This is a genomic window from Polyangiaceae bacterium (assembly GCA_020633235.1).
Classification (GTDB): Bacteria; Myxococcota_A; Polyangia; order Polyangiales; family Polyangiaceae; genus JACKEA01.
This window is the reverse complement of the sequence record JACKEA010000006.1, coordinates 743,339-761,825: the sequence shown is the minus strand read 5'-3', so window position 1 is coordinate 761,825 and position 18,487 is coordinate 743,339. Positions and strand designations below refer to the sequence as shown.

The following is an 18,487-nucleotide window of genomic DNA, read 5'->3' as shown; positions in this document are numbered from 1 at the left end:
TCTTCGGGGCGTGGGGCGAAGAGCTCGACCACTGTTGATCGTTCCTGGCGGTCCTCTCTTTTTTCCGGATCCCGAAGCAACGGACGAAGAGGGCCTGGTTGCCGTTGGCGGAGATCTATCGGTCGAGCGCCTGCGGCTGGCCTACGAGAGCGGCATTTTCCCCTGGTACGACGTGGGGCTGCCACCGTTGTGGTGGAGCCCGGATCCGCGAGCGATCGTCGACCCGGGGTCGCTCCACGTTTCGCGCAGCATGCGACGCGTGCTGGGCTCCCGCCGTTTCGAGCTTCGACGGAACACGCTCTTCGAGACGGTGATGATGGAGTGCGGTCGGGGTCGCAGCGGTGGCACATGGATCTTGCCGGAAATGGTGGACGCCTACCGCGCGCTCCACGAGCGGGGTGATGCCCACAGCTTCGAAGTGTTCCTCGAGGGCCGCCTCGTTGGTGGGCTGTACGGCGTGCAACGAGGGGGCCTGTTCGCCGCGGAGAGCATGTTCCACCGTGAAACCAACGCTTCCAAAGTCGCCCTCATCGGCGCCGTCAACGCCTGCTTTTCAGCCGGAATCGAGCTGTTCGACGTGCAGTTTCTGACCGAGCACCTGGCCAGCATGGGCGCCTTCGAGATCTCGCGCCACGAGTACCTCAGCCGTCTCGCCGCCGCGGTGCGCCGGCGCGCCGACCTAACGACCTCTTAGCCGCGCCGTAGGGACGTCTTCGTCCCAGCTCGAATCCCAGTCGTCATAGTGGATCCGATACAGCTGTCCGTTGCGCGCGAGCACGGTGCCGCCGTACCAGGCGCCGTCGTATTCGATGTACACGCTCGCGCCGGCCTCGAGATCGCCGCTCAGCGGCGTGCCGGGCAGCGCGCCGGCGTCAGGGGCATCCGGCGCGCCGAGCTTCACGCGGGACGGCACGACGTCTTCGTCCCAGCTCGCATCCCAACCGTCGTAGTGGATGCGCAGGCGTCCGTCCGGCTGCACGGCGAGCACCGTCGCCGCGTACCATGCCCCGCGGTAGTCGACGCTCACGGCGTCCCCCACGGCCACGCCATCCACACGCTGAGGGGCACGGCACATTCGGTCGAGCGGGACGTACTCGTCCCAGTTCGCTTCCCAACCATCGTAGTGAACACGGCAGCTGTCTTCGGCGACGCTCTGCACCTGAGCGGGCCACCAGCGCTTCTTCCATTTCACGTGGACGAAGGTTCCCGCCGCAGGCAGCGCATCGAGCATCTCGTCTGGCGGCGGTTGCTCGACGATGCTCGCCTCGGCGGCTTCGGCCAACGCAAAGGCGCGGCGGGCCCAGCGCCCCAGGAGCCCCTCGGCTTCCACCGCCGCCCGACAAATCCCCTCGAAATCGCCTGCCTGTCCGTCGAACAGCTGCCCGACCGCCTGCTCCGTGCCGGGCTCGAACACCACCCCCCGCGGCAGCGCGCCAATCCAGACGTCGAACAGCGGCTGTCCGTTCTTCTCCACTCGCCACAGCTCTGCGCCGTGGAAGGTGCCCAGGCTCGGGTCGGCCTGCTTGTCCATGGTGACGCCGGGAAGCAGTGCCTCGGCCACTACTCGTCCGCGCCGAAGGGCGAGCTCGTCCGTTACGGGCTCCAGACGCTTCACGCTGATCTCGTCACTCACTCGCAAACCTCCGCCTTCACCGTCTCGCGCGTCATCACTATCAGGAGCAGGATGGGCAGCACCATCCCGAACAAGCCACCGACGACACCCCCGACCATGCCGCCGACGGCGCCCCCACGCTCCGCGGCGGTGCCACCTTCGAAGGCCGCGAGCTTCGGGTACAGGAACAGGATGTTCACGAGCTGTCCGATCACGCCGAAGGCGATGCCGGCAATCCCGTACGCGATGGTCGTCTTTCGGGCCCACGCACGCCGCTTCAGGACGCCGATGCCGCTGGCCAGCAGCAACGCCGCCATCACCGTGCCGATGCCCAGAGAGAGCATCATCCAAACACCGAAGCCGCCGGACCACATCAGCTCTTGGATGCGACCCGAGCCCGTTTGCCGACCGAGCTCACGGCTGAGCAAGGTGGTCGGAGCACTGAGCAGCCCCAGTCCGCCGAACACGATCATGACCACGCCGAGCACGGTGATCCCCGTGGACCTCGGCGCCGAACCCACGCTCGGTTCCATGGCTCGGTCGTATCACTGCCGGGCAGGGGCACCGCGAGGTTCCGCGCCGGACCAGCATCAAGGTCTTGTTGGCCACCCGCGGAACCACGGTCTGGGAACACAACAATTCGGAATTATTACTTTATTTAATTATCCATAATTCCGAGTGGAAAAGTGCTAAATACACCTCGTGGCGATGCCCACACTCCCCACCCCTGAAGCCGAGCCCCCGCGACGAGCCGGTCTCGTCGCGGGGCGGCTCAGCCATTTGAAGCAGCTCGAGGCGGAGAGCATTTTCATCCTGAGGGAGGCCGCAGCGGAGTTCAGCCGACCGGTGATGATGTACAGCATCGGCAAGGACTCGAGCGTGATGCTGCGCCTCGCGCAGAAGGCGTTTCACCCCGGCAAGCTTCCGTTCCCGCTCCTGCACATCGACACCACCTGGAAGTTCCGGGAGATGATCGAGTTCCGTGACCACACGGCCAAGGAGCTGGGGCTCGATCTCATCGTCCACACCAATCGCGAAGGTGCGGAGCAAGGCATCAATCCGTTCGACCACGGCAGCCAGAAGTACACCACCATCATGAAGACGCAGGCGCTGTTGCAAGCGCTCAGCGCGGGTGGCTTCGACGCGGCCTTCGGTGGTGCGCGCCGAGACGAAGAGCGTTCCCGAGCCAAGGAGCGCATCTACTCGTTCCGAGATCGATTCGGGCAGTGGGATCCGAAGAACCAACGGCCCGAGCTCTGGAACCTGTACAACGGGAAGATCACGAAGGGCGAGAGCGTGCGCGTGTTCCCGCTCTCCAACTGGACCGAGCTCGACATCTGGCTCTACATCCACTTGGAGAAGATCCCGATCGTTCCGCTGTACTACTCCGCCCCGCGTCCGGTCGTGGAACGCGATGGCACGTTGGTGATGGTGGACGACGAAAGAATGCGACTCCGACCGAAGGAGAAACCGCGCCTCGAGCACGTGCGCTTCCGCACCCTGGGCTGCTACCCGCTCACCGGCGCCATGCGCTCCCACGCCACGACACTCCCCGAAATCATTCAAGAAATGCTCTTGGCCACGCACTCCGAGCGCCAGGGTCGGCTGATCGACTTCGACGAAGAAGGCTCCATGGAGATGAAGAAGCGCGAGGGCTACTTCTGAGCCGGCCATGCGAGTGGACGACAGTGAACGCGAGCTGATCCAGAAGGACATCAGCGCCTATCTGCATCGGCACGAGACCAAGGAGCTCCTGCGATTCGTCGCCGTCGGGTCGGTGGACGACGGCAAGTCCACGTTGATCGGGCGGCTGTTACACGACACCCACGGGATCTACGAGGACCAGCTCAGCGCCGTGCGGCGAGCCTCCAAGCAGGAGGGCAGCGAGATCGACTTCTCGCTGTTCACGGACGGGCTGAAGGCCGAGCGGGAGCAAGGCATCACGATCGACGTCGCCTACCGATACTTCTCCACGGACCGGCGCAAGTTCATCATCGCGGATACCCCCGGGCACGTTCAGTACACCCGCAACATGGCGACGGGGGCGTCCACGGCGGATCTGGCCGTCATCTTGATTGACGCTCGGCTCGGCGTGTTGCAGCAATCCCGGCGTCACGCCTTCATAGCGGCGTTACTGGGCATTCCGCACCTCGTCGTGTGCGTGAACAAGATGGATCTCGTCGACTACCGCAGATCCGTCTTCAACCAAATCCGCGAGAGCTTTCTGTCCTTTGCCGATGGGCTCGGCTTCGAGGGCATCACCTTCATCCCGGTGAGCGCGCTGGTAGGCGACAACGTGGTGGAGCGCAGCCCTCGGCTCGCCTGGTACGTGGGGCCCACGGTGCTCGAGCACCTCGAAACCGTCCCCCTCGCGAGCGACGAGCGGGACGGTCCGCTGCGCTACCCGGTGCAGACGGTGCTGCGCCCGCACCTCGGCTACCGGGGTTTCGCCGGGCAAATTGCCGCCGGAACCTTGCGTGCTGGGGATACGCTCTTGGCCCTCCCGAGCGGCAAGCAGAGCCGCGTGGTCGGCATCGACACATGGGAAGGCGAGCTCGAAGAGGCGCGGCACCCCATGTGCGTCTCCGTGCGCTTGGCGGACGAGATCGACATCAGCCGCGGCGACATGCTGGTGCATCCGGAGGCGGCGCCCCGTCCCACGCGTCGCTTCGAAGCCATGTTGGTGTGGATGAGCGAACGCTCCCTGGATCTCCGGCGGAGCTACGTCCTCAAGCACACCACCCAAGCGGTTCGGGCGGAGATAGACAGCGTCGGCTACACGGTGGATCTGGAGACCCTCGAGCAACGCCCCGCCTCCCACCTCGCGCTGAACGACATCGGTCGCGTCACCGTGAGCGCCCACCGCCCGCTGTTCGTGGACGCCTACGGCGACAGCCGCGCCACCGGCGCGTTCGTCCTGATCGACGCGCTGACCAATGACACCGTAGCGGCCGGCATGATCGTCACGGACGAGCCCGAAGCGCACGAGCCGGAAGCGCGCGGCGGACTGCCCACGGGACGGGTGAGCGCCGAGGAGCGCCAACAGCGGCTTGGCCAACGCGGCGGCGTGGTGTGGCTCACGGGGTTGCCCGCTGCAGGCAAGAGCGCGATTGCCTACGCCTTGGAACGGGAGCTCTTCGATCACGGTCATGTCGCCGTGGTCGTGGATCCCGACGACGGCGCGACGCTAACGCCCAGCGTGCGCGGGGCGAGTCCGCCCCACGCGCCCGAGCTCGCCCAGCGCCTGGCGGACGCTGGGCTGGTCGCGATTTTCGCGTTCGGCTCGCCCCGAGCGAGCGACCGTGCCGCCGTTCGGGAGCGCGTCGGAACTCGTCGCTTCGTCGAGGTGTGGGTAAATACCCCTACAGAGGTCTGTCGCCAGCGCGACTCCCGGGGCAGCTATGACCAAAGCCACGGACCGCTCGAGCACGAGGCGCCCGAGCAGGCGGATGCAACGGTCGAAAGCGCTGGGCAAGACTCCGAGCAGATTGCAGGAACGTTGCTGAACCTGCTGAAAACAAGGGCTTTCCTCTGACCGCCGTCCGGGCTCTGTCTAAATTCCCAACAGCGGCTCCAGCTCCTTGGACGTGTCAAATCGGCTCTTGGCAGTGTGACCCTTCAGAGGCACGCTAAGAATGGCAATCCACTCGGGGGTGGCGAGAGTTGGGACTCAAGTACATACGCAACTTGTCTGAGCAGGACCGTCGAGCCCTCGCGGAATTCTATCGCGTTCTCGACGAGCGTCGCTCACATGTGAGCCGCGAGCTCCTGCGCACTGCACGCTCGATCCCGGCCTTCGAGTCGCGCGTGGATCACGACCAGCTCGAGCAGGAGCTGGTCGCGAACAGCGAGCTCGAGCGCGCGGCGCTTTATGAAGGACGCTGGGATCCCTACCTCTCGGAGCTCGGCGCGCGCGGCAAGCGCTTCGCGCAGCTTGGTATCGAGCTCCGGGACTGGGTGGCGCTCTTGGCCGCCTACCGTCACGTGATCCTGGGGGTGGTGCTCCCGGATCCCGATCCGCAGACGGTGCGGCTCTTGGAGGGCGTGGATCGCTTTCTGGACATCACCATGGCAACGGTGGGCAGCGCCTACGTGGAAGCCAAGGAGTCGGCAGTCCGCACGGCGGAGCACCGTCTCGGACTGTACATCGACCTGTTCCAGAACGCTTCTTTGGGCATGGCCATCTACGAGTGCGACGACGCGACGGATGTGGCCAGCTATCGGCTGATGGCGGTGAACCCGAGCGCCGCCAAGGTCGCGGGTGCGAGCATCCTGGAAGGGGTGGGCAAGACCATTGCCGAGCGAAACCCCGAGGTACTGGGCACCGACGTGCCCCAGTACCTGACGGAAACGCTAGCGAATCAGACGCCGAGGCACTGGGAGGTCGCCCTCGGCCCCCCCTCGGACCGCCGCTGCTACGAGTGCCGGAGCGTTCCTCTCGGCCCGCTGCATCTCGGGCTGCTGTTCGAAGACACCACGGAACGCCATCGCGCCGAGCTCGAGGTCGAGCGCTACACGAAGGAGCTGGAGCGCTCCAACAAGGACCTCGACGAGTTCGCCTACGTGGCGTCTCACGACCTGAAGTCTCCGCTTCGGGACATCCAGAACCTGGCCATGTGGATCGCCGAAGACGTCGGGGACTCCTTGCCCGCCGACAGCGCTCGTCACTTGCGTCAGCTCCAAGACCGCGTTTCGAGGATGGAGAGACTGCTCGAAGATCTTCTCTTGTACTCGCGAGCCGGACGCATCTCGGAGGCGACCGAAAGCTTCGCTTTGCGGGATGCCATCGATGCAGCCACCGCATTGGTCTCCGTGCCCTCTGGCTTCGAGCTGGCCATCGAAGGCCCCTCCCCCCTGCTCCGGACAGCCCGGGCGCCGCTCGAACAGGTGCTGCGGAACCTGCTCGGCAACGCGGTGAAGCACCACGATCGCGACAGCGGCCGCATCTCGGTGTGCGTGGAAGAACGAGAGGGCTGGATCGAAGTCGGCATCGTGGACGACGGCCCCGGGATCCCAGAACAGTTCCACGAGCGAGTGTTCCGGATGTTCCAGACGCTCCGCCCACGAGATCAGGTGGAAGGCAGCGGCATGGGCCTCGCCATCGTGAAGAAGGTCGTGGAGAGTCACGGGGGGCAGGTGGGGCTCGAGTCGGACGAGCGGGGAACCAAGGTCCGCTTCACCTGGCCCAAGGCCGAGGAGCATCCATGAAACACGCGAGCGTGAACGTCCTCTTGGTGGAGGACAACGCCGTGGATCGGGAGGGCGTGGCGCGAGCCTTTTCCCGGCATCGCATCGCCAACCCTATCCACCACGCGAATGACGGCATCGAGGCGTTGGACATCCTACGCGGCACCAATGGTCGCGACAAGCTCGGGCGGCCGTTCGTCGTACTTCTCGACATCAACATGCCCCGCATGAACGGCATCGAGCTGCTCCAGGAGATCCGCGCCGACGAGTGCCTCAAAGACAGCGTCGTGTTCATGCTCACCACCTCCCGTAGCGAGCAAGACAAGATGGCATCTTACGGGCTCAACGTTGCCGGCTATATGGTCAAGGAAGACGTAGGAGACGACTTCCTCCGTCTCGTCGCCATGCTGGACCACTACTGGCGCATCGTGGAGCTGCCTTCGGGAGAGGTTTGAGAGTGGAGGCAACGCATCGCGTTCTGGTCGTGGACGACAGCGAGGTCGACCGCGAGAACATCCGGCGCTTGTTGGCACCGGACTATTCCGTGTTGGAGGCCGCCTCGGGTAGCGAAGGCCTGGGCCTGTGCGAAAAGGAGCGCGTGGACTGCGTGCTCCTCGACCATCGTCTGCCCGACGTAGAGGGCATCGAAATGCTCCACGACCTGGTAGAGCGCGAGCTCCCCGTCCTGATGCTGACGGGCCAGGGCAATGAAGCCCTGGCGGTGGAAGCCATGAAGCGGGGCGCGCTCGATTACCTGGTCAAGGGTCAGCTCCAGAAAGCCGGCCTCCGACGCTCCGTGAAGAACGCCCTCGAAACCTCCGGCATGCGCCAACAGATTGCGCGGCAAGAGGCCGAGCTCCGGCAGTACGTGAAGGAGCTGGACGAGCAACGTGAGAGTCTGCAGCGCTCCAATCAACGCCTGATGGAGAGCGAAGCGCGGCTACGGGTCGTCTTCGAACAGCTGCCAGCGCTGGCGTGGACCGCGGACCGCGAGCTGGTGCTCACCTCGCTCGCAGGGGAAGTGGCACGCCGCACGGAGGCGCCTCCCTGGGGCTCGCGGGTCGAGCGTTTGTTCGGCGGCGGCGCACCCACGGATGCGCACATGCAAGCCCTGGACGGAAACTCCGCTCACTTCGAAGTCACGCTGGCCGATCGCGTGTACGACGCCCACGTGGAACCGCTGATGACGGACGGAGACGTGAGTGGCGTCATCGGCGTTGCCCTGGACGTGTCCCGCGCCCGCGTGCTGGAGCAGCAACTTCGTCATTCGCAGAAGATGGACTCTCTGGGACAGCTCGCGGGTGGCATCGCCCACGACCTGAACAACGTGCTGACCGTCATCTCGAGCTTCGCCCAGTTCGTGAAGGATGGGCTCCATCCTCAGGAGCAGGCGTACGGCGACATCAACGAAGTGCTGCGGGCGGCGTCGAGCGCGGAGAACCTCGTGCGGCAGCTGTTGACGTTTTCGCGGCAGCGGCCCAGCCAGCCTCGGGTCGTGGACGTCGGCGAGCTGACGACGAACGTCACCCCGATGTTGCGCCGCCTCCTGGGCGAAACCTTCAAGCTCGAGGTGAGCATCCCCGACGCACCCCACACGGTCTACGCGGACGCCGGCAGCCTGGAGCAAGTGCTGGTGAACCTGGTGGTCAACGCGCGGGACGCAATGCCCGAAGGCGGAACCGTGACCGTCGAGATCCTGCGGGAAATGGTCGGAAACGAGCCCTGCCTGGACCTGGAGCCGGGGGCGTACGTGGTGCTGGCCGTGAAGGACAACGGCGTCGGAATTGGCCCGGACGTAGTGGAGCGGATCTTCGAGCCCTTCTTCACCACCAAGGACCAGGGCAAGGGCACGGGGCTCGGACTTTCCACCTGCTACGGCATCGTGCAGCAGGCGCGCGGGATGATCCTCGTCGAAACCGAGGTTGGTGCCGGCACGGTCTTCCGAACGTACCTTCCCGAAAGCTCCGGCGTGCCGGAAACGGAGCGAAGACCTTCCGCACCTCCAGCGGCCGCCGGAAGCGAGACGGTGCTCGTGCTCGAGGACGATCCGCAAGTCCGCAGCCTGATCGCCCGCGTGCTCACGTCGCACGGTTACCAAGTGGTCGAGACCGAGAGCGCCAAGAGCGCGCAGCTCGCGGCGGAGCGCACGTCCAAGGACCACTTTGCGCTGATGGTCGCCGACGTCGCCGTTCCGGATGGGGTCGGCTCCGAGGTTGCTCGCGATCTCAAGAAGCTGCATCCGCGCATGGAGGTCTTGTTCGTCTCCGGCCACGGCGGAGGGGCGCTTCGCGCGCGGGGAGTGAGCGAGGAAGACACCGTGCTGCACAAGCCGTTCACGGCGGGGGAGCTCGCCAAGATCGTGCGCAAGTGCCTCGACCGGCGTAGCCGCGACGTCTGAAGGCGTGCGCGTGGTTCCGCGCCGCCCCGACAAAATCATTCAGGATCTCGCTGGCGCGGCGTGTGCATGGGGCGATCGACGCACGACAGCGCCGCAGGTTCGGTTACCATGAAGGTTCTTCGCGCCGCTTGTCCTGGCTTCGCCCCGATTGTGTAGGGAGGTGACCCATGGTCGACATCGTGGTGGAGGAGCGCCGTGCGCATCGCAGGATCGATTTACCGGCAAGCGCCGTGCTGCTTCGAGGAGGGACCGAAGCGCAGCGCTTCGTGATGCAGAACCTTTCCGCCGCCGGCGCGCTGCTGACCGGCAGCCGTCCGCTTCCGGAGAATCGCTTGCTGTTGTTTCGGCTGGACCTGCCGGCACACGCGCCGATTGCCGTGCGCGGCAAGGTCTCGCGGCAAGCAGTGGTGGCGGGCATGTATGCCTTGGCGATCGAGTTCGTGGACCCCAGTCCCGAGACGGAAGACGCCATTCAGCAGGCCGTGCTCGACGCCCTCGAGCTGAGCGTGGAGAGTGAACCGTTCTTCAAGCCGGACGTGGAGGCCGCCTATTCCTCGCCGCCCAGTCGCTAACGGCAGGCGATGGCCGCGTCGCTGGTGGGCGCGCTCGCGCTGCACTTCAGATTGACGACGCTGCAGCTGACCCGCTGGTCGCTGCCGCAGTAGGGGTCCACGCCGGGACCGCTGCGCACCGGATTCGCGGGTAGGTATCCCGAGCCCACACAGGAAAGCGCCTGGCTGTGGCAATTGGCCTTGGGGCTCGCGCCGGACTCTTCTTCGCTGCCGCTGCAGTCGTAGTCGAAGGAGATGCCGGTGCCGCCCGTCTTCACGTAGCCGGAAACGAAGTAGTTGCTCTGCTCGGGGTGGACGTCCGGATTGCCGTCGTCGCAGTCGCCACCCACGAGGACCCATTGGGAGCCATCCGGCGGCGTACACCCGGTGAAGGTGGTGGTGCCACCGTATCCGTCACCGTCGCCGTCCAAGAAAAAGGGCACGACGGCGCAGGCCTCGCCCGAGTCCATCTCCGCGTCAGCGCCTGCGTCGAACCCTGCCTGGCCAGCACCGCCCGCTTGCCCGGCGCCGCCCGCCTGCCCGGCGCCGCCACCTGACCCGCCGCCGGCCCCGGCCTGCCCGGCTCCACCGTCGTGCGTCGCGCCCGCACCTCCGCCACTACCGGCCTGCCCCGAGACACCGGCGTTGCCAGCGCTCGGGGCGTTCGTGAAGGCGTCACCGGAGCAACCGGATGCGGCCAGGAGCAGCAGGGCGTAGGAGAGCTTCGAGGCGTTTGGCGGCTTCATCGTCACACTTCAGGAGACGCGATCGTGCGACGAATGAAAAGTGATGGTTTCCGACAGGGGTGTCGGGCGGCGCCTACTTCTTCACGCTGACCACGCACTCCCCTTCGCCGCGGTAGTGGCCGATGGTAGAGGAAAGGGCTGACACATAGGCGCCGAGATCGTCGATGTTCGCCGCGCCCGTGCCGTAGGTTCCCACGTCGACCTCGAACAGCTTCACCGCCGAGAGCTCGGCGAGGGTGACCTCGCCGTCCTGATCTGCATCCGCCGCTGCCAACGGCGCGAAGCGCAAGACTGCCGCGGGCGATGCCAAGTCGTCGTAGAAGAAGTGGTCGCCGTGGATGGTGACCTGAACGGTGTCGTTTCCACCATTGGTGACGATCACGCCGTCGGTCTCCTTGCCGTCGAGCTCCGCGTGGCACTCGCCGTAGGTGGTGGTGCACGGAAAGCCCCAAGCAAAGCTCTTTTGCGTGGTGCCGTCCGTGGCGGTGCCGCGCACGAGCACGGAGTAGCCGCCCTGACGCATCATGTCGAGATCGGCTTCCGTGGTGTTCGCCGTGGTGGACGTGGAGGCGTCCGCGGGAGCGATCGCGAAACTCACGCGGTCCCACTTGCGGGCCTCGAGGTCGTGCACCTCTGCCACCGGCTGCGGACCGGGTCGAGTCATGTCGAATAGTTGCGAGGTGGGCAAGGTGGCAGCCGTTTCGCCGGCGGAGGATGCGATGCGGAACTGCCCGAGGTTGATCAAGAACTGATCGTAGTGAACGGACCAGCCGTCTTCGAACTGCTCCGACCCGATGCCTTGCTCGATGTAGTCCTCTCCCCAGGTTTCGAAAGACACGCTACCCGCCCCGGCGGCGTCTTCCGAGCTGCACCCGAAGCAGAGTAGCGCGCACACCAGAAATGCTTCTCGCTTCATGATGCACCGTAGGAGAAGTGATAGGCCGCGGCCTTCTTCAAGCCCCGAAGGAATGCTTTGTCGACGATACTGTCGGGCTCGAAGCTGACGGGCTCGCCGTTCGTGCTCGGGACCAGCTGCTCGAAGTCGACCTGATCGAGCCACAGGGGGACGTCGATGGTTAGGGTGACGGTTCCGCTGTTGCCGATGGCACCACTCTCGAACGGGCAGCCCTCCACCAACGGCTTGCCTTCGGCATTCAGCAACTCGGCTTCGTCCGCAACGGCGCGAAAGAGCCGCGAGTCGTCGTCCTTCTGAGCCATGCCCTCGAGCAGCACCACGTGCCCGTCGAGCTGATCCTTGACCGGACCGGCCGTCGGCGGGTTGAAGGAAAAAGTCGCCGAGCGCACGGTACCCGTCACGGCGTTGCCGTCCGCCAGGCTCGCGGGTCCTGCGAGCAGGTCGACACTCCATTCCGTGAGCATCTCGCCGTCCGTCTGCCCTGCCTGGTAGTGCCCGGGATGCGCATAGGCCGGTCGGATCCCCCACCACGACGCCTCCAGCGGAGCGCCTTCGAAGTAGTACAGAGGCCCCGTCGACACCAGCGCGCGGGACAAGTTCACCGTCCAGCCGTAGTCGTTGGTGAAGGCGTCGACGCCGTTGGCGACGACGCGGGTCTTCAACGTAACCCGGGCGCCGCTGGTTTCCGTCGCGGTGTCGCTGCTACACGCGGCCGTCGCCACCCACACCGCATAAAGAGCCACGCCTGCCAGGAGCTGTAACGTTCTTTTCATGGATTCCTCACAAGTAGACGGTCACTGAGGCGAGCACGCTGCGGGGCGGCCCCGCCGTCACGTGTCGCACTGGCAAGCTGGATAGGGGACCCTGACGATCGAAGCTCGAGGCGTACACGAACTCGCCGTCGTACCAGTCCGCACCCAGCAGATTGAAGGCTTCGATCCCGAGCTCCACTTCGCGGAGGCGCGCGCTGGCGCGGGCGTCCATCAGGAAGACGTCGTGGCCGAGCTCGCCATAGGGGATCGGTCGTCGGAACAGCGTGGTGAGGCCGACTCCGGCCGTCGCGACCAGATCGCGGCCCCAGACTCGGGCCAGCGTCGGGCGCACGGCGATGTCGGAGCGCACCACCACCTGGGGCACGAAGGGGAGCAGTGCGCCCTTCTCGTAGCGCGAGCCTTGGGACTCGCGAAACGTGGCGCGGGTGTAGGTCGCGCCCAGGGCGGAGGTGAACCAGGGCGTGGGCTCCGCCACCACGTCCGCCACCGCCCCGAGGCGCAGCGTGCCCGGCACGGGCTCGTTCCTGGCCGTGGTCTCGTCGAACACCAGATCTTCGCTGAGCGTGGTACGAAAGCCGGCGATGGAAGCCCTGAGCCGCTTGCCGTCCGCGTAGCGCAGTCCGAGCTCCAAGGACTGCACCGTGGTGAACGGCGTCTTTTCACCGTCGCCCAGGCTCCGAGCCTGAGGCGAGCGGAACCCCTCGCCGTAGCTGCCCACGGCGTGCACCCGCGGCGCGACAGCGACGTCCAGCGTGGCCTTCTTGCCAACGACGACGCCTTGGGCGGAGCGCGCGCCGCCGCTGCGCGTGGAAAAGCCGAGCCCGTCCGCACGCACGCCGGCGCGCAGCACCACGCGACGAACGGGCCGCACGGCAACGTCCACGTAGCCACCGGCGTCCACCGCCTTCACGTCCGCGTCGACGGGGGTATCCACGACGTGGCCGTCCAGCGTGCTGACGTGGGAGATGCTCTGCGAAATCGAGTCTTGCCTGCCGAACACGCCCACTTCGATGGAATCGTGATCGGAGAGCAAGCTGAGCTGGCGCTCGAGGCTTGCGTTGAGCCCCACGGTGGTTGCGTCGTTCAGCTGCTCGCTGGTGTCACCGTTGACGGGGTCGACGAGATAGCCGGTGTAGTTCGAGCGCAGCGAGAGCGTGCGCCACACTACATACGGGGCGAAGCGGAGCTGCCAGTGCTCCACGCCACCGGTCACCTCCGCCAGCAAGCTCGAGCGGGTGGAGTGTCCGCCCTGGCGCGTGTCGTAGCTGTCGAAGCGATCGACGCGACCGCTCTCGATGTCCGACAGACGCAACACTCCAGCGCTGCCAAAGCGGCCAGAGTAGGTCGTCGCCATCAGCCGAAGCGAGAGCTCGTCCGCCAGCGGATGCAGCCACTGGGCGATCGCGCTGGCTCGGCTCGCCGACCGCCCCACGCCGAAGCCGTCCGTCTCGTACACCTCCGCGGCGGCGAAAGTTTCCTCCGACTCGCCTGCCGGGTGGAACGCGAGGAAGCCTCGCTTGGCACCGAAGCTGCCCGCCGAAGCCTTGGCGGTGAATCCGGGCTCGGGATAACCGAGGTCGAAGAGCATGGTGCCGGCCACGGCGAAGTCGCCTTGGCGGGGAGAGTACGGCCCGGGCAGCGCGCGCACCTGGCGCACCACCTCCGGCATCACGAAGTGCAAGTCTGCGTAGCCTTGGCCATGAACGTTGCTGACCTCGTTCACCGGCGCGCCGGCAACCCAGATCTCTATGTCTTGTCCGTGCACGGCGTCGAACCCGCGGAAGAAGATCTGATGAGCCTTGCCCTCGCCACTGTGCTGGGAGACGAAGACGCCCGGCACGGTCGTGAGCAGATCACTCGCGGTGCGGTGCGGCGCTGCCCCCAACACGCGTCTGTCGCGCTGGCTCTCGGAGGCAGTGCGCGGCGGCGGCGCACCGTGCACATGAACGTTGACGTGCTCTTCCTCGCCATGGCCCACGAGCTTGACCGGCGTGGGTTCCGCGGGAGCCAGTCTCGGCTCTGGTTCGCGCGCGACCGTGGGCGCCTCGGAGGCCAAAAATCGGACGGCGGCCCGCACCTTTGCGGCCACGGGACCGTCGGCCGTTCGCGCCGGCTCGAAGTCCCAGCCGCGAGCCGTCCGAAGTGCGGCGCTGTCGAAGGGCTCCCCGAGCGACACATCGACCTCGGCGTCCTGAACCCGGCCATCGGGCCCCACGGTGAGCAGCAGCGGCACCACGAGCTCGTGGAGGCAGGTCTCATGATCGGGGCACGCAGCAGTGGGTGCGCCCGAGAGCTTCGGCGGCGTGACCTCGTGGGCGAGGGCCGGCAACGAAAGTGCCAGCAGAAGGACCAGGAGCCGACGTCTCACGTGCTCCGCCGTATCACGCACGTTCGGATCGTGCTACGAATTTATAGAAACGTGCTACCGAAGGACGGGGAGCAGTAAGCGGCATTCCCTCGGTACGAGGCAGCCCTGCGCACGGATCAGCCCGGCGGGCGCAGCCGGCCGCTGTTCAAGAGCCAGATGCTCCGCCAGCGCTCCCCGCTCCACAGCGGACCGCGAACGACGCGGCGCAGGTGCTGGTAATACTCCCGCAGCGTAGAGTCTTTGATCTCGTCGTCGCCGTGCTCCAGAGACTCGAGGTAACCCGCCGGGATGGGCCGCGACCAATGCCCGATGCGCCACTTCTCCCCCGCCGAGAAGGGAATGCGGGCCAGCAGTGGATCCGTGAGCGCGTAGGTGTCCACGACGTGCACCTCGGGTCCCGCGGCAAAGCCGGCGAGGCCGACCAAGCTGCTGGCTACCACTCGCTGGTGGGACTTTCTCCAAGCGGCGCCCTTCAGGAAGTAGTCATGCTCCTGAAATCCCGGGCGACGCAGGTTCCGCAGGAGGCCGGTGTGCTCCACGTAGCAGGCCCGCTCGTCCACGATGCCCGAGGGCGGCACCGAGCACTGGTAGCTCAGCGGGCGGAGCGGGGACGCTCCGCTGGTGGCGCCCACCAACAGCGCACCGGCTCCCAATGCCACACGAGCGCGCAGCTCCAGCAGCGGCAAGAGCTGCCGCACGCCGAGCACGACGGCCACCACGAAGGGCGCCGTGAAGAATCGACCGGACATGAAGTCGCCGCCGATCCACACGACGTAGAGCAGGTGCGCGACGATCCCGAGGGCGACGACGCGGGCGCGGCGGTCCCCGAGCCAGAGCACGGCCGACACGACGCCGGCGATGCAGGCGAGGGTCACCGGGTCTCGCTGTAGGCTCTCCACGAAGTACGAGAGCCCTTGTCCCCACAGCTCGGAACGCGGCAGCGTGGTGGTGAGCTTGGCGTAGGCCGTGTTGGGCAGCAAGAAGCCGTAGTACACCAGGGACAGCGCCTCCCAAGCGAGCACGGGCACGACCGCGAAGAGCGGGCGCTTCCACGACTTCTCCTCCACCGCCATCAGCGCGACGGCAGGGGCGACGAGCAAGGCGTGATCGAGACGATTGAGCACGACCAGCCCCGCCGTCAGCCACACGACGTTTCCGCGGCGCTCCGACAAGAAAGAAAGGACGAAGACGGCGAGCAGGAGATGCGCCAAGGCATTTTCGAGGCCGCTGGTGGAAAAATCGATGAACGCGCCGGAGCTGGCGAACAGCACGACCGGCGCAACGGAGCGCGACGCGCGCACCGTCAGGACGGCCAGAGCGGCGGTAGAGAGCAGCCCCAGGAGCAGGGCGACGCTGTACACGTTGGGGAAGACCGAACGGCCGGCGGCGATCAGCAGCGTGTTCAAAGGACTGGTGAAGGCCTGAACCCGCTCACCGGGATTGGACACCAGTCCGTAGCCGTCCACCCAGTTCTTGACGGCTCGAAATGCAATGAACGCGTCGTCCGCGATCCACGCGTTGCGTACGACCAAGCCCATCAGCGCAGCGCACGACACGATCGCGACCACGCGGGCGCCGCTGGCAGTGGTCGCCGGCGCCCGCTCGCTGGTGGAGACCACCAGATCGGACACGTGCTGGGTCATGGCTCCGGCACCAGCAAGTCCCGTGCCCGTGTCGTGGCACAGTTTGGCGCGGTCAATCCACGAGGGCGAAGAACTCCTCGGGGAGCATCTGCTCCAGGGTCGTCATGTCTCCCGCCCAGGGAAACTGATCGAAGTAGAATTCCGTGTGCTGGGCGCCTTCTTCTTCGCTGAGGCCAAAGTCGTCGAGCTCATTCACGATCGCGACCTCCCCTTGCGGAGACCTTCGACCACTCGGCTCACGTCGCGCACGTTCTCGCTGGCACGCTCGAGCTCGGCCTCCCGGTCCTCGCTCACCACCACGAACACGCACTCATCGTCACCCTGGCAGCGGCATTGAATCTCGCGCGTGGTCAGCTTGCGGCGCGCCAGATGGCTGAACACGGCGGCGAGCCAGCCCTCGATCAGCGCGCACCCGGCCTGCCCGGTCATGCCCACCGCCTCCGCCAACGCGCTTCGCTCGAGGTGGACGACGAACGCACCCTGCCGCGCCGGCGAGAAATCCGGCCGAAGGTCGCCCCAGCCCTGCGCGCGCGACCATTCGCGCACCAGCGACAACACCGTCTTCATGGGCAGCTCGCGCAGGGCCTTGGCTTCCGCCTCGAGGGCCGCCGTCTCGAGCTCCACCACGGAACGGCGTCCCCAGGTGATCCCCCAGTGGCGACTGAACACGCGCCAACCGTTGGGTGCCAGCTTGGTCCAGGTCTGGTGCAGAGCGCGAAAGAAGGGGACCGGCACTCGCACGAAGCGTTGCTCCTGCGTGTCCCGGTGCACGCCGTGCTCTCGTTCGTCCGGGGCGAGCTCCGCCTGGGAGAACGCGGCGAAACCCTCGGGCAGGCCGCTGCGCGGTTGATCGAAGCTCAGTCGATTGACGCACAAGACGACGCGATCCGCGTTCGGCGAGCGCACGATCTCGACCGACACTTCTTGCGCGCCAAACTTGAAGTCGAACAGGTAGCTGAACTGCCGCACGTCCGCCCGCTCCACCAGTGGCAGGGCGAAGTACTCGTCCACGCGTCCCTGGAACTCCGGCGTGCGCGTGCAGGGTGCGACGTCTTGGAAGAAGCGCTTGCCCAGGACCGAGGCGCGATCCAGCCGGGCGAAGCGTGACTCTGCCAGGTTGTAGCGGTGAATCACTCCGTCTCGATCGAGCTCGATGACGCCGAAAGGGAGCTCGTCGAGATCCGCATCGGACATCGCCGCGATGCCGGTAGGATCCACGTTGGAAGTGCGGACGGAGATGGGCTCTGCTCGAGAGAATGACAGCTCGGGGACGCTCACGTTCGTTCCTTTCCTAGTGACGCGAAGATGACGGCGTCGAAACCGACCGACGCTTCTTCGGGCGCCGCCAGCGTCGACGTGGCCTCGGGTTTCGCGTGCTCGGCGCCGGTGCTTTGCTGGGCCAACCAGTCCTTGAGCGCCGCAGAAAGCTCTGCCGCAGACTGGAAACGCGCCGATCGGTCCTTGGCCAAGCCGCGGTCGATGATGCGCCACAGCGCGGTGTCCAAGCCTGGTACCGCACCCGGCCACAGCGGCTCCGCCCGCGTCACCGAAGCGAGCACGTCCGTGAGCCCGGACCCGGAAAACGGCACCGTGCCCACGATCATCTCGTACAAGGTGACGGTCAGCCCCCACACATCGATGCGTGGGTCCGACGTTTCGGCGCGCGTGATCTGCTCCGGCGCCATGTACGCCGGCGTGCCCACCAGACTGCCGTCCAGCGTGAGCTTCACGGCGTCTTCCGTGGAGCGCGCGACCCCGAAGTCGAGGAGCTTCGGAACCTTGCGCCCGTCGACCTCGACCAGCATGACGTTGTCCGGCTTGACGTCGCGATGAACGATGCCGAGCTCGTGCGCTGCTGAAAGTGCGTCAGCAACCTGCGCGCCCAGCTCCACCGCCTGCCGCACTTCCAAGGCACCTCGTTGCTCCAGCAGGTCCGCCAGCGATAGCCCGTCGAGGAGCTCCATCACCAAGAACGGATCCCCCTTCTTGTCGACGCCGACGTCGAACACCTGCACGCAAGCGGGGTGCCGCACTCGAGCCGCTGCTCGGGCTTCCCGCAAGAGGCGCTCTTGGGCGGATGAGCTTCGATGGCGCCCCAAGAACTTGAGAGCCACCAGCGCGCCCATCACCGCGTTCTCGGCGACCCACACCTCCCCCATGCCACCCTGGCCCAGGGGCCGGATCAGCTTGTAGCGGTCGACTCGCTCGCCCGCCGAGTGCTCCAAGCCTGATTCTGACATAGATATGTCTTAGACATAATTATGTCGGTCCGGCGCGCAACCCCCGCGGGGCG

17 protein-coding genes are annotated in these 18,487 nt (G+C 66.3%); 7 read left to right on the top strand and 10 right to left on the bottom strand.

Features of this window, described 5'->3' with window-relative positions; all coding sequences use genetic code 11:
- The first annotated feature begins 31 nt into the window (after window positions 1–31).
- The gene (locus H6717_33160) at window positions 32–694 is read left to right on the top strand and encodes a leucyl/phenylalanyl-tRNA--protein transferase (protein ID MCB9581930.1); all 663 of its coding nucleotides are present in this window, start codon (window positions 32–34) and stop codon (window positions 692–694) included.
- On the opposite strand, the gene H6717_33155 is transcribed toward H6717_33160, so the two are convergent.
- Window positions 680–1,633 (bottom strand): hypothetical protein, encoded by a 954-nt coding sequence (locus H6717_33155; protein ID MCB9581929.1) that lies wholly within the window; start codon window positions 1,631–1,633, stop codon window positions 680–682. The two genes, H6717_33160 and H6717_33155, sit on opposite strands and share 15 nt — an antisense overlap.
- On the bottom strand, window positions 1,630–2,145 hold the full coding sequence (locus H6717_33150) for a hypothetical protein (GenBank protein ID MCB9581928.1): 516 nt from the start codon (window positions 2,143–2,145) through the stop codon (window positions 1,630–1,632). Before H6717_33150 ends, H6717_33155 begins: the two co-directional genes overlap by 4 nt.
- 175 nt (window positions 2,146–2,320) lie before the next feature.
- Between H6717_33150 and cysD the strand changes: the two genes are divergently transcribed.
- The 6 genes from cysD (at window position 2,321) to H6717_33120 (ending at window position 9,769) form a co-directional block, all read left to right on the top strand.
- The gene (gene cysD, locus H6717_33145) at window positions 2,321–3,277 is read left to right on the top strand and encodes a sulfate adenylyltransferase subunit CysD (GenBank protein MCB9581927.1); all 957 of its coding nucleotides are present in this window, start codon (window positions 2,321–2,323) and stop codon (window positions 3,275–3,277) included.
- Between the two features lie 7 nt (window positions 3,278–3,284).
- Complete coding sequence (gene cysN, locus H6717_33140; GenBank protein ID MCB9581926.1) at window positions 3,285–5,147, top strand: sulfate adenylyltransferase subunit CysN; 1,863 nt, start codon at window positions 3,285–3,287, stop codon at window positions 5,145–5,147.
- A gap of 152 nt (window positions 5,148–5,299) precedes the next feature.
- The gene (locus H6717_33135; GenBank protein ID MCB9581925.1) at window positions 5,300–6,820 is read left to right on the top strand and encodes a PAS domain-containing protein; all 1,521 of its coding nucleotides are present in this window, start codon (window positions 5,300–5,302) and stop codon (window positions 6,818–6,820) included.
- On the top strand, window positions 6,817–7,254 hold the full coding sequence (locus H6717_33130; protein MCB9581924.1) for a response regulator: 438 nt from the start codon (window positions 6,817–6,819) through the stop codon (window positions 7,252–7,254). Before H6717_33135 ends, H6717_33130 begins: the two co-directional genes overlap by 4 nt.
- A gap of 2 nt (window positions 7,255–7,256) precedes the next feature.
- Window positions 7,257–9,197, top strand: a complete 1,941-nt coding sequence (locus H6717_33125) for a response regulator (protein MCB9581923.1) — start codon at window positions 7,257–7,259, stop codon at window positions 9,195–9,197.
- A 167-nt stretch (window positions 9,198–9,364) separates the two neighbouring features.
- Window positions 9,365–9,769: a PilZ domain-containing protein gene (locus H6717_33120; protein ID MCB9581922.1), complete on the top strand. Its 405-nt coding sequence runs from the start codon at window positions 9,365–9,367 to the stop codon at window positions 9,767–9,769.
- Here the strand turns inward: H6717_33120 and H6717_33115 are convergent.
- The 8 genes from H6717_33115 to H6717_33080 all read right to left on the bottom strand — a co-directional run bounded on the left by H6717_33115 (window position 9,766) and on the right by H6717_33080 (window position 18,434).
- Entirely contained in the window at window positions 9,766–10,494 is a 729-nt protein-coding gene (locus tag H6717_33115) for a hypothetical protein (protein MCB9581921.1), read from the bottom strand. The two genes, H6717_33120 and H6717_33115, sit on opposite strands and share 4 nt — an antisense overlap.
- Before the next feature lie 73 nt (window positions 10,495–10,567).
- Entirely contained in the window at window positions 10,568–11,392 is an 825-nt protein-coding gene (locus H6717_33110; protein MCB9581920.1) for a hypothetical protein, read from the bottom strand.
- 14 nt (window positions 11,393–11,406) lie between these two features.
- The gene (locus H6717_33105) at window positions 11,407–12,183 is read right to left on the bottom strand and encodes a hypothetical protein (GenBank protein ID MCB9581919.1); all 777 of its coding nucleotides are present in this window, start codon (window positions 12,181–12,183) and stop codon (window positions 11,407–11,409) included.
- A 7-nt stretch (window positions 12,184–12,190) separates the two neighbouring features.
- Window positions 12,191–14,551, bottom strand: a complete 2,361-nt coding sequence (locus H6717_33100; protein ID MCB9581918.1) for a TonB-dependent receptor — start codon at window positions 14,549–14,551, stop codon at window positions 12,191–12,193.
- 116 nt (window positions 14,552–14,667) lie between these two features.
- Complete coding sequence (locus H6717_33095) at window positions 14,668–16,194, bottom strand: hypothetical protein (GenBank protein MCB9581917.1); 1,527 nt, start codon at window positions 16,192–16,194, stop codon at window positions 14,668–14,670.
- Window positions 16,195–16,246: 52 nt separating this feature from the next.
- Window positions 16,247–16,390 carry a hypothetical protein gene (locus H6717_33090; protein ID MCB9581916.1) on the bottom strand — a complete coding sequence of 48 codons (144 nt, stop codon included), beginning with the start codon at window positions 16,388–16,390 and terminating at the stop codon, window positions 16,247–16,249.
- Window positions 16,387–17,472: a PAS domain-containing protein gene (locus tag H6717_33085; GenBank protein MCB9581915.1), complete on the bottom strand. Its 1,086-nt coding sequence runs from the start codon at window positions 17,470–17,472 to the stop codon at window positions 16,387–16,389. The genes H6717_33090 and H6717_33085 overlap by 4 nt, the downstream gene beginning before the upstream one ends.
- Entirely contained in the window at window positions 17,469–18,434 is a 966-nt protein-coding gene (locus H6717_33080) for a serine/threonine protein kinase (GenBank protein ID MCB9581914.1), read from the bottom strand. The genes H6717_33085 and H6717_33080 overlap by 4 nt, the downstream gene beginning before the upstream one ends.
- Between the last annotated feature and the right edge of the window lie 53 nt (window positions 18,435–18,487).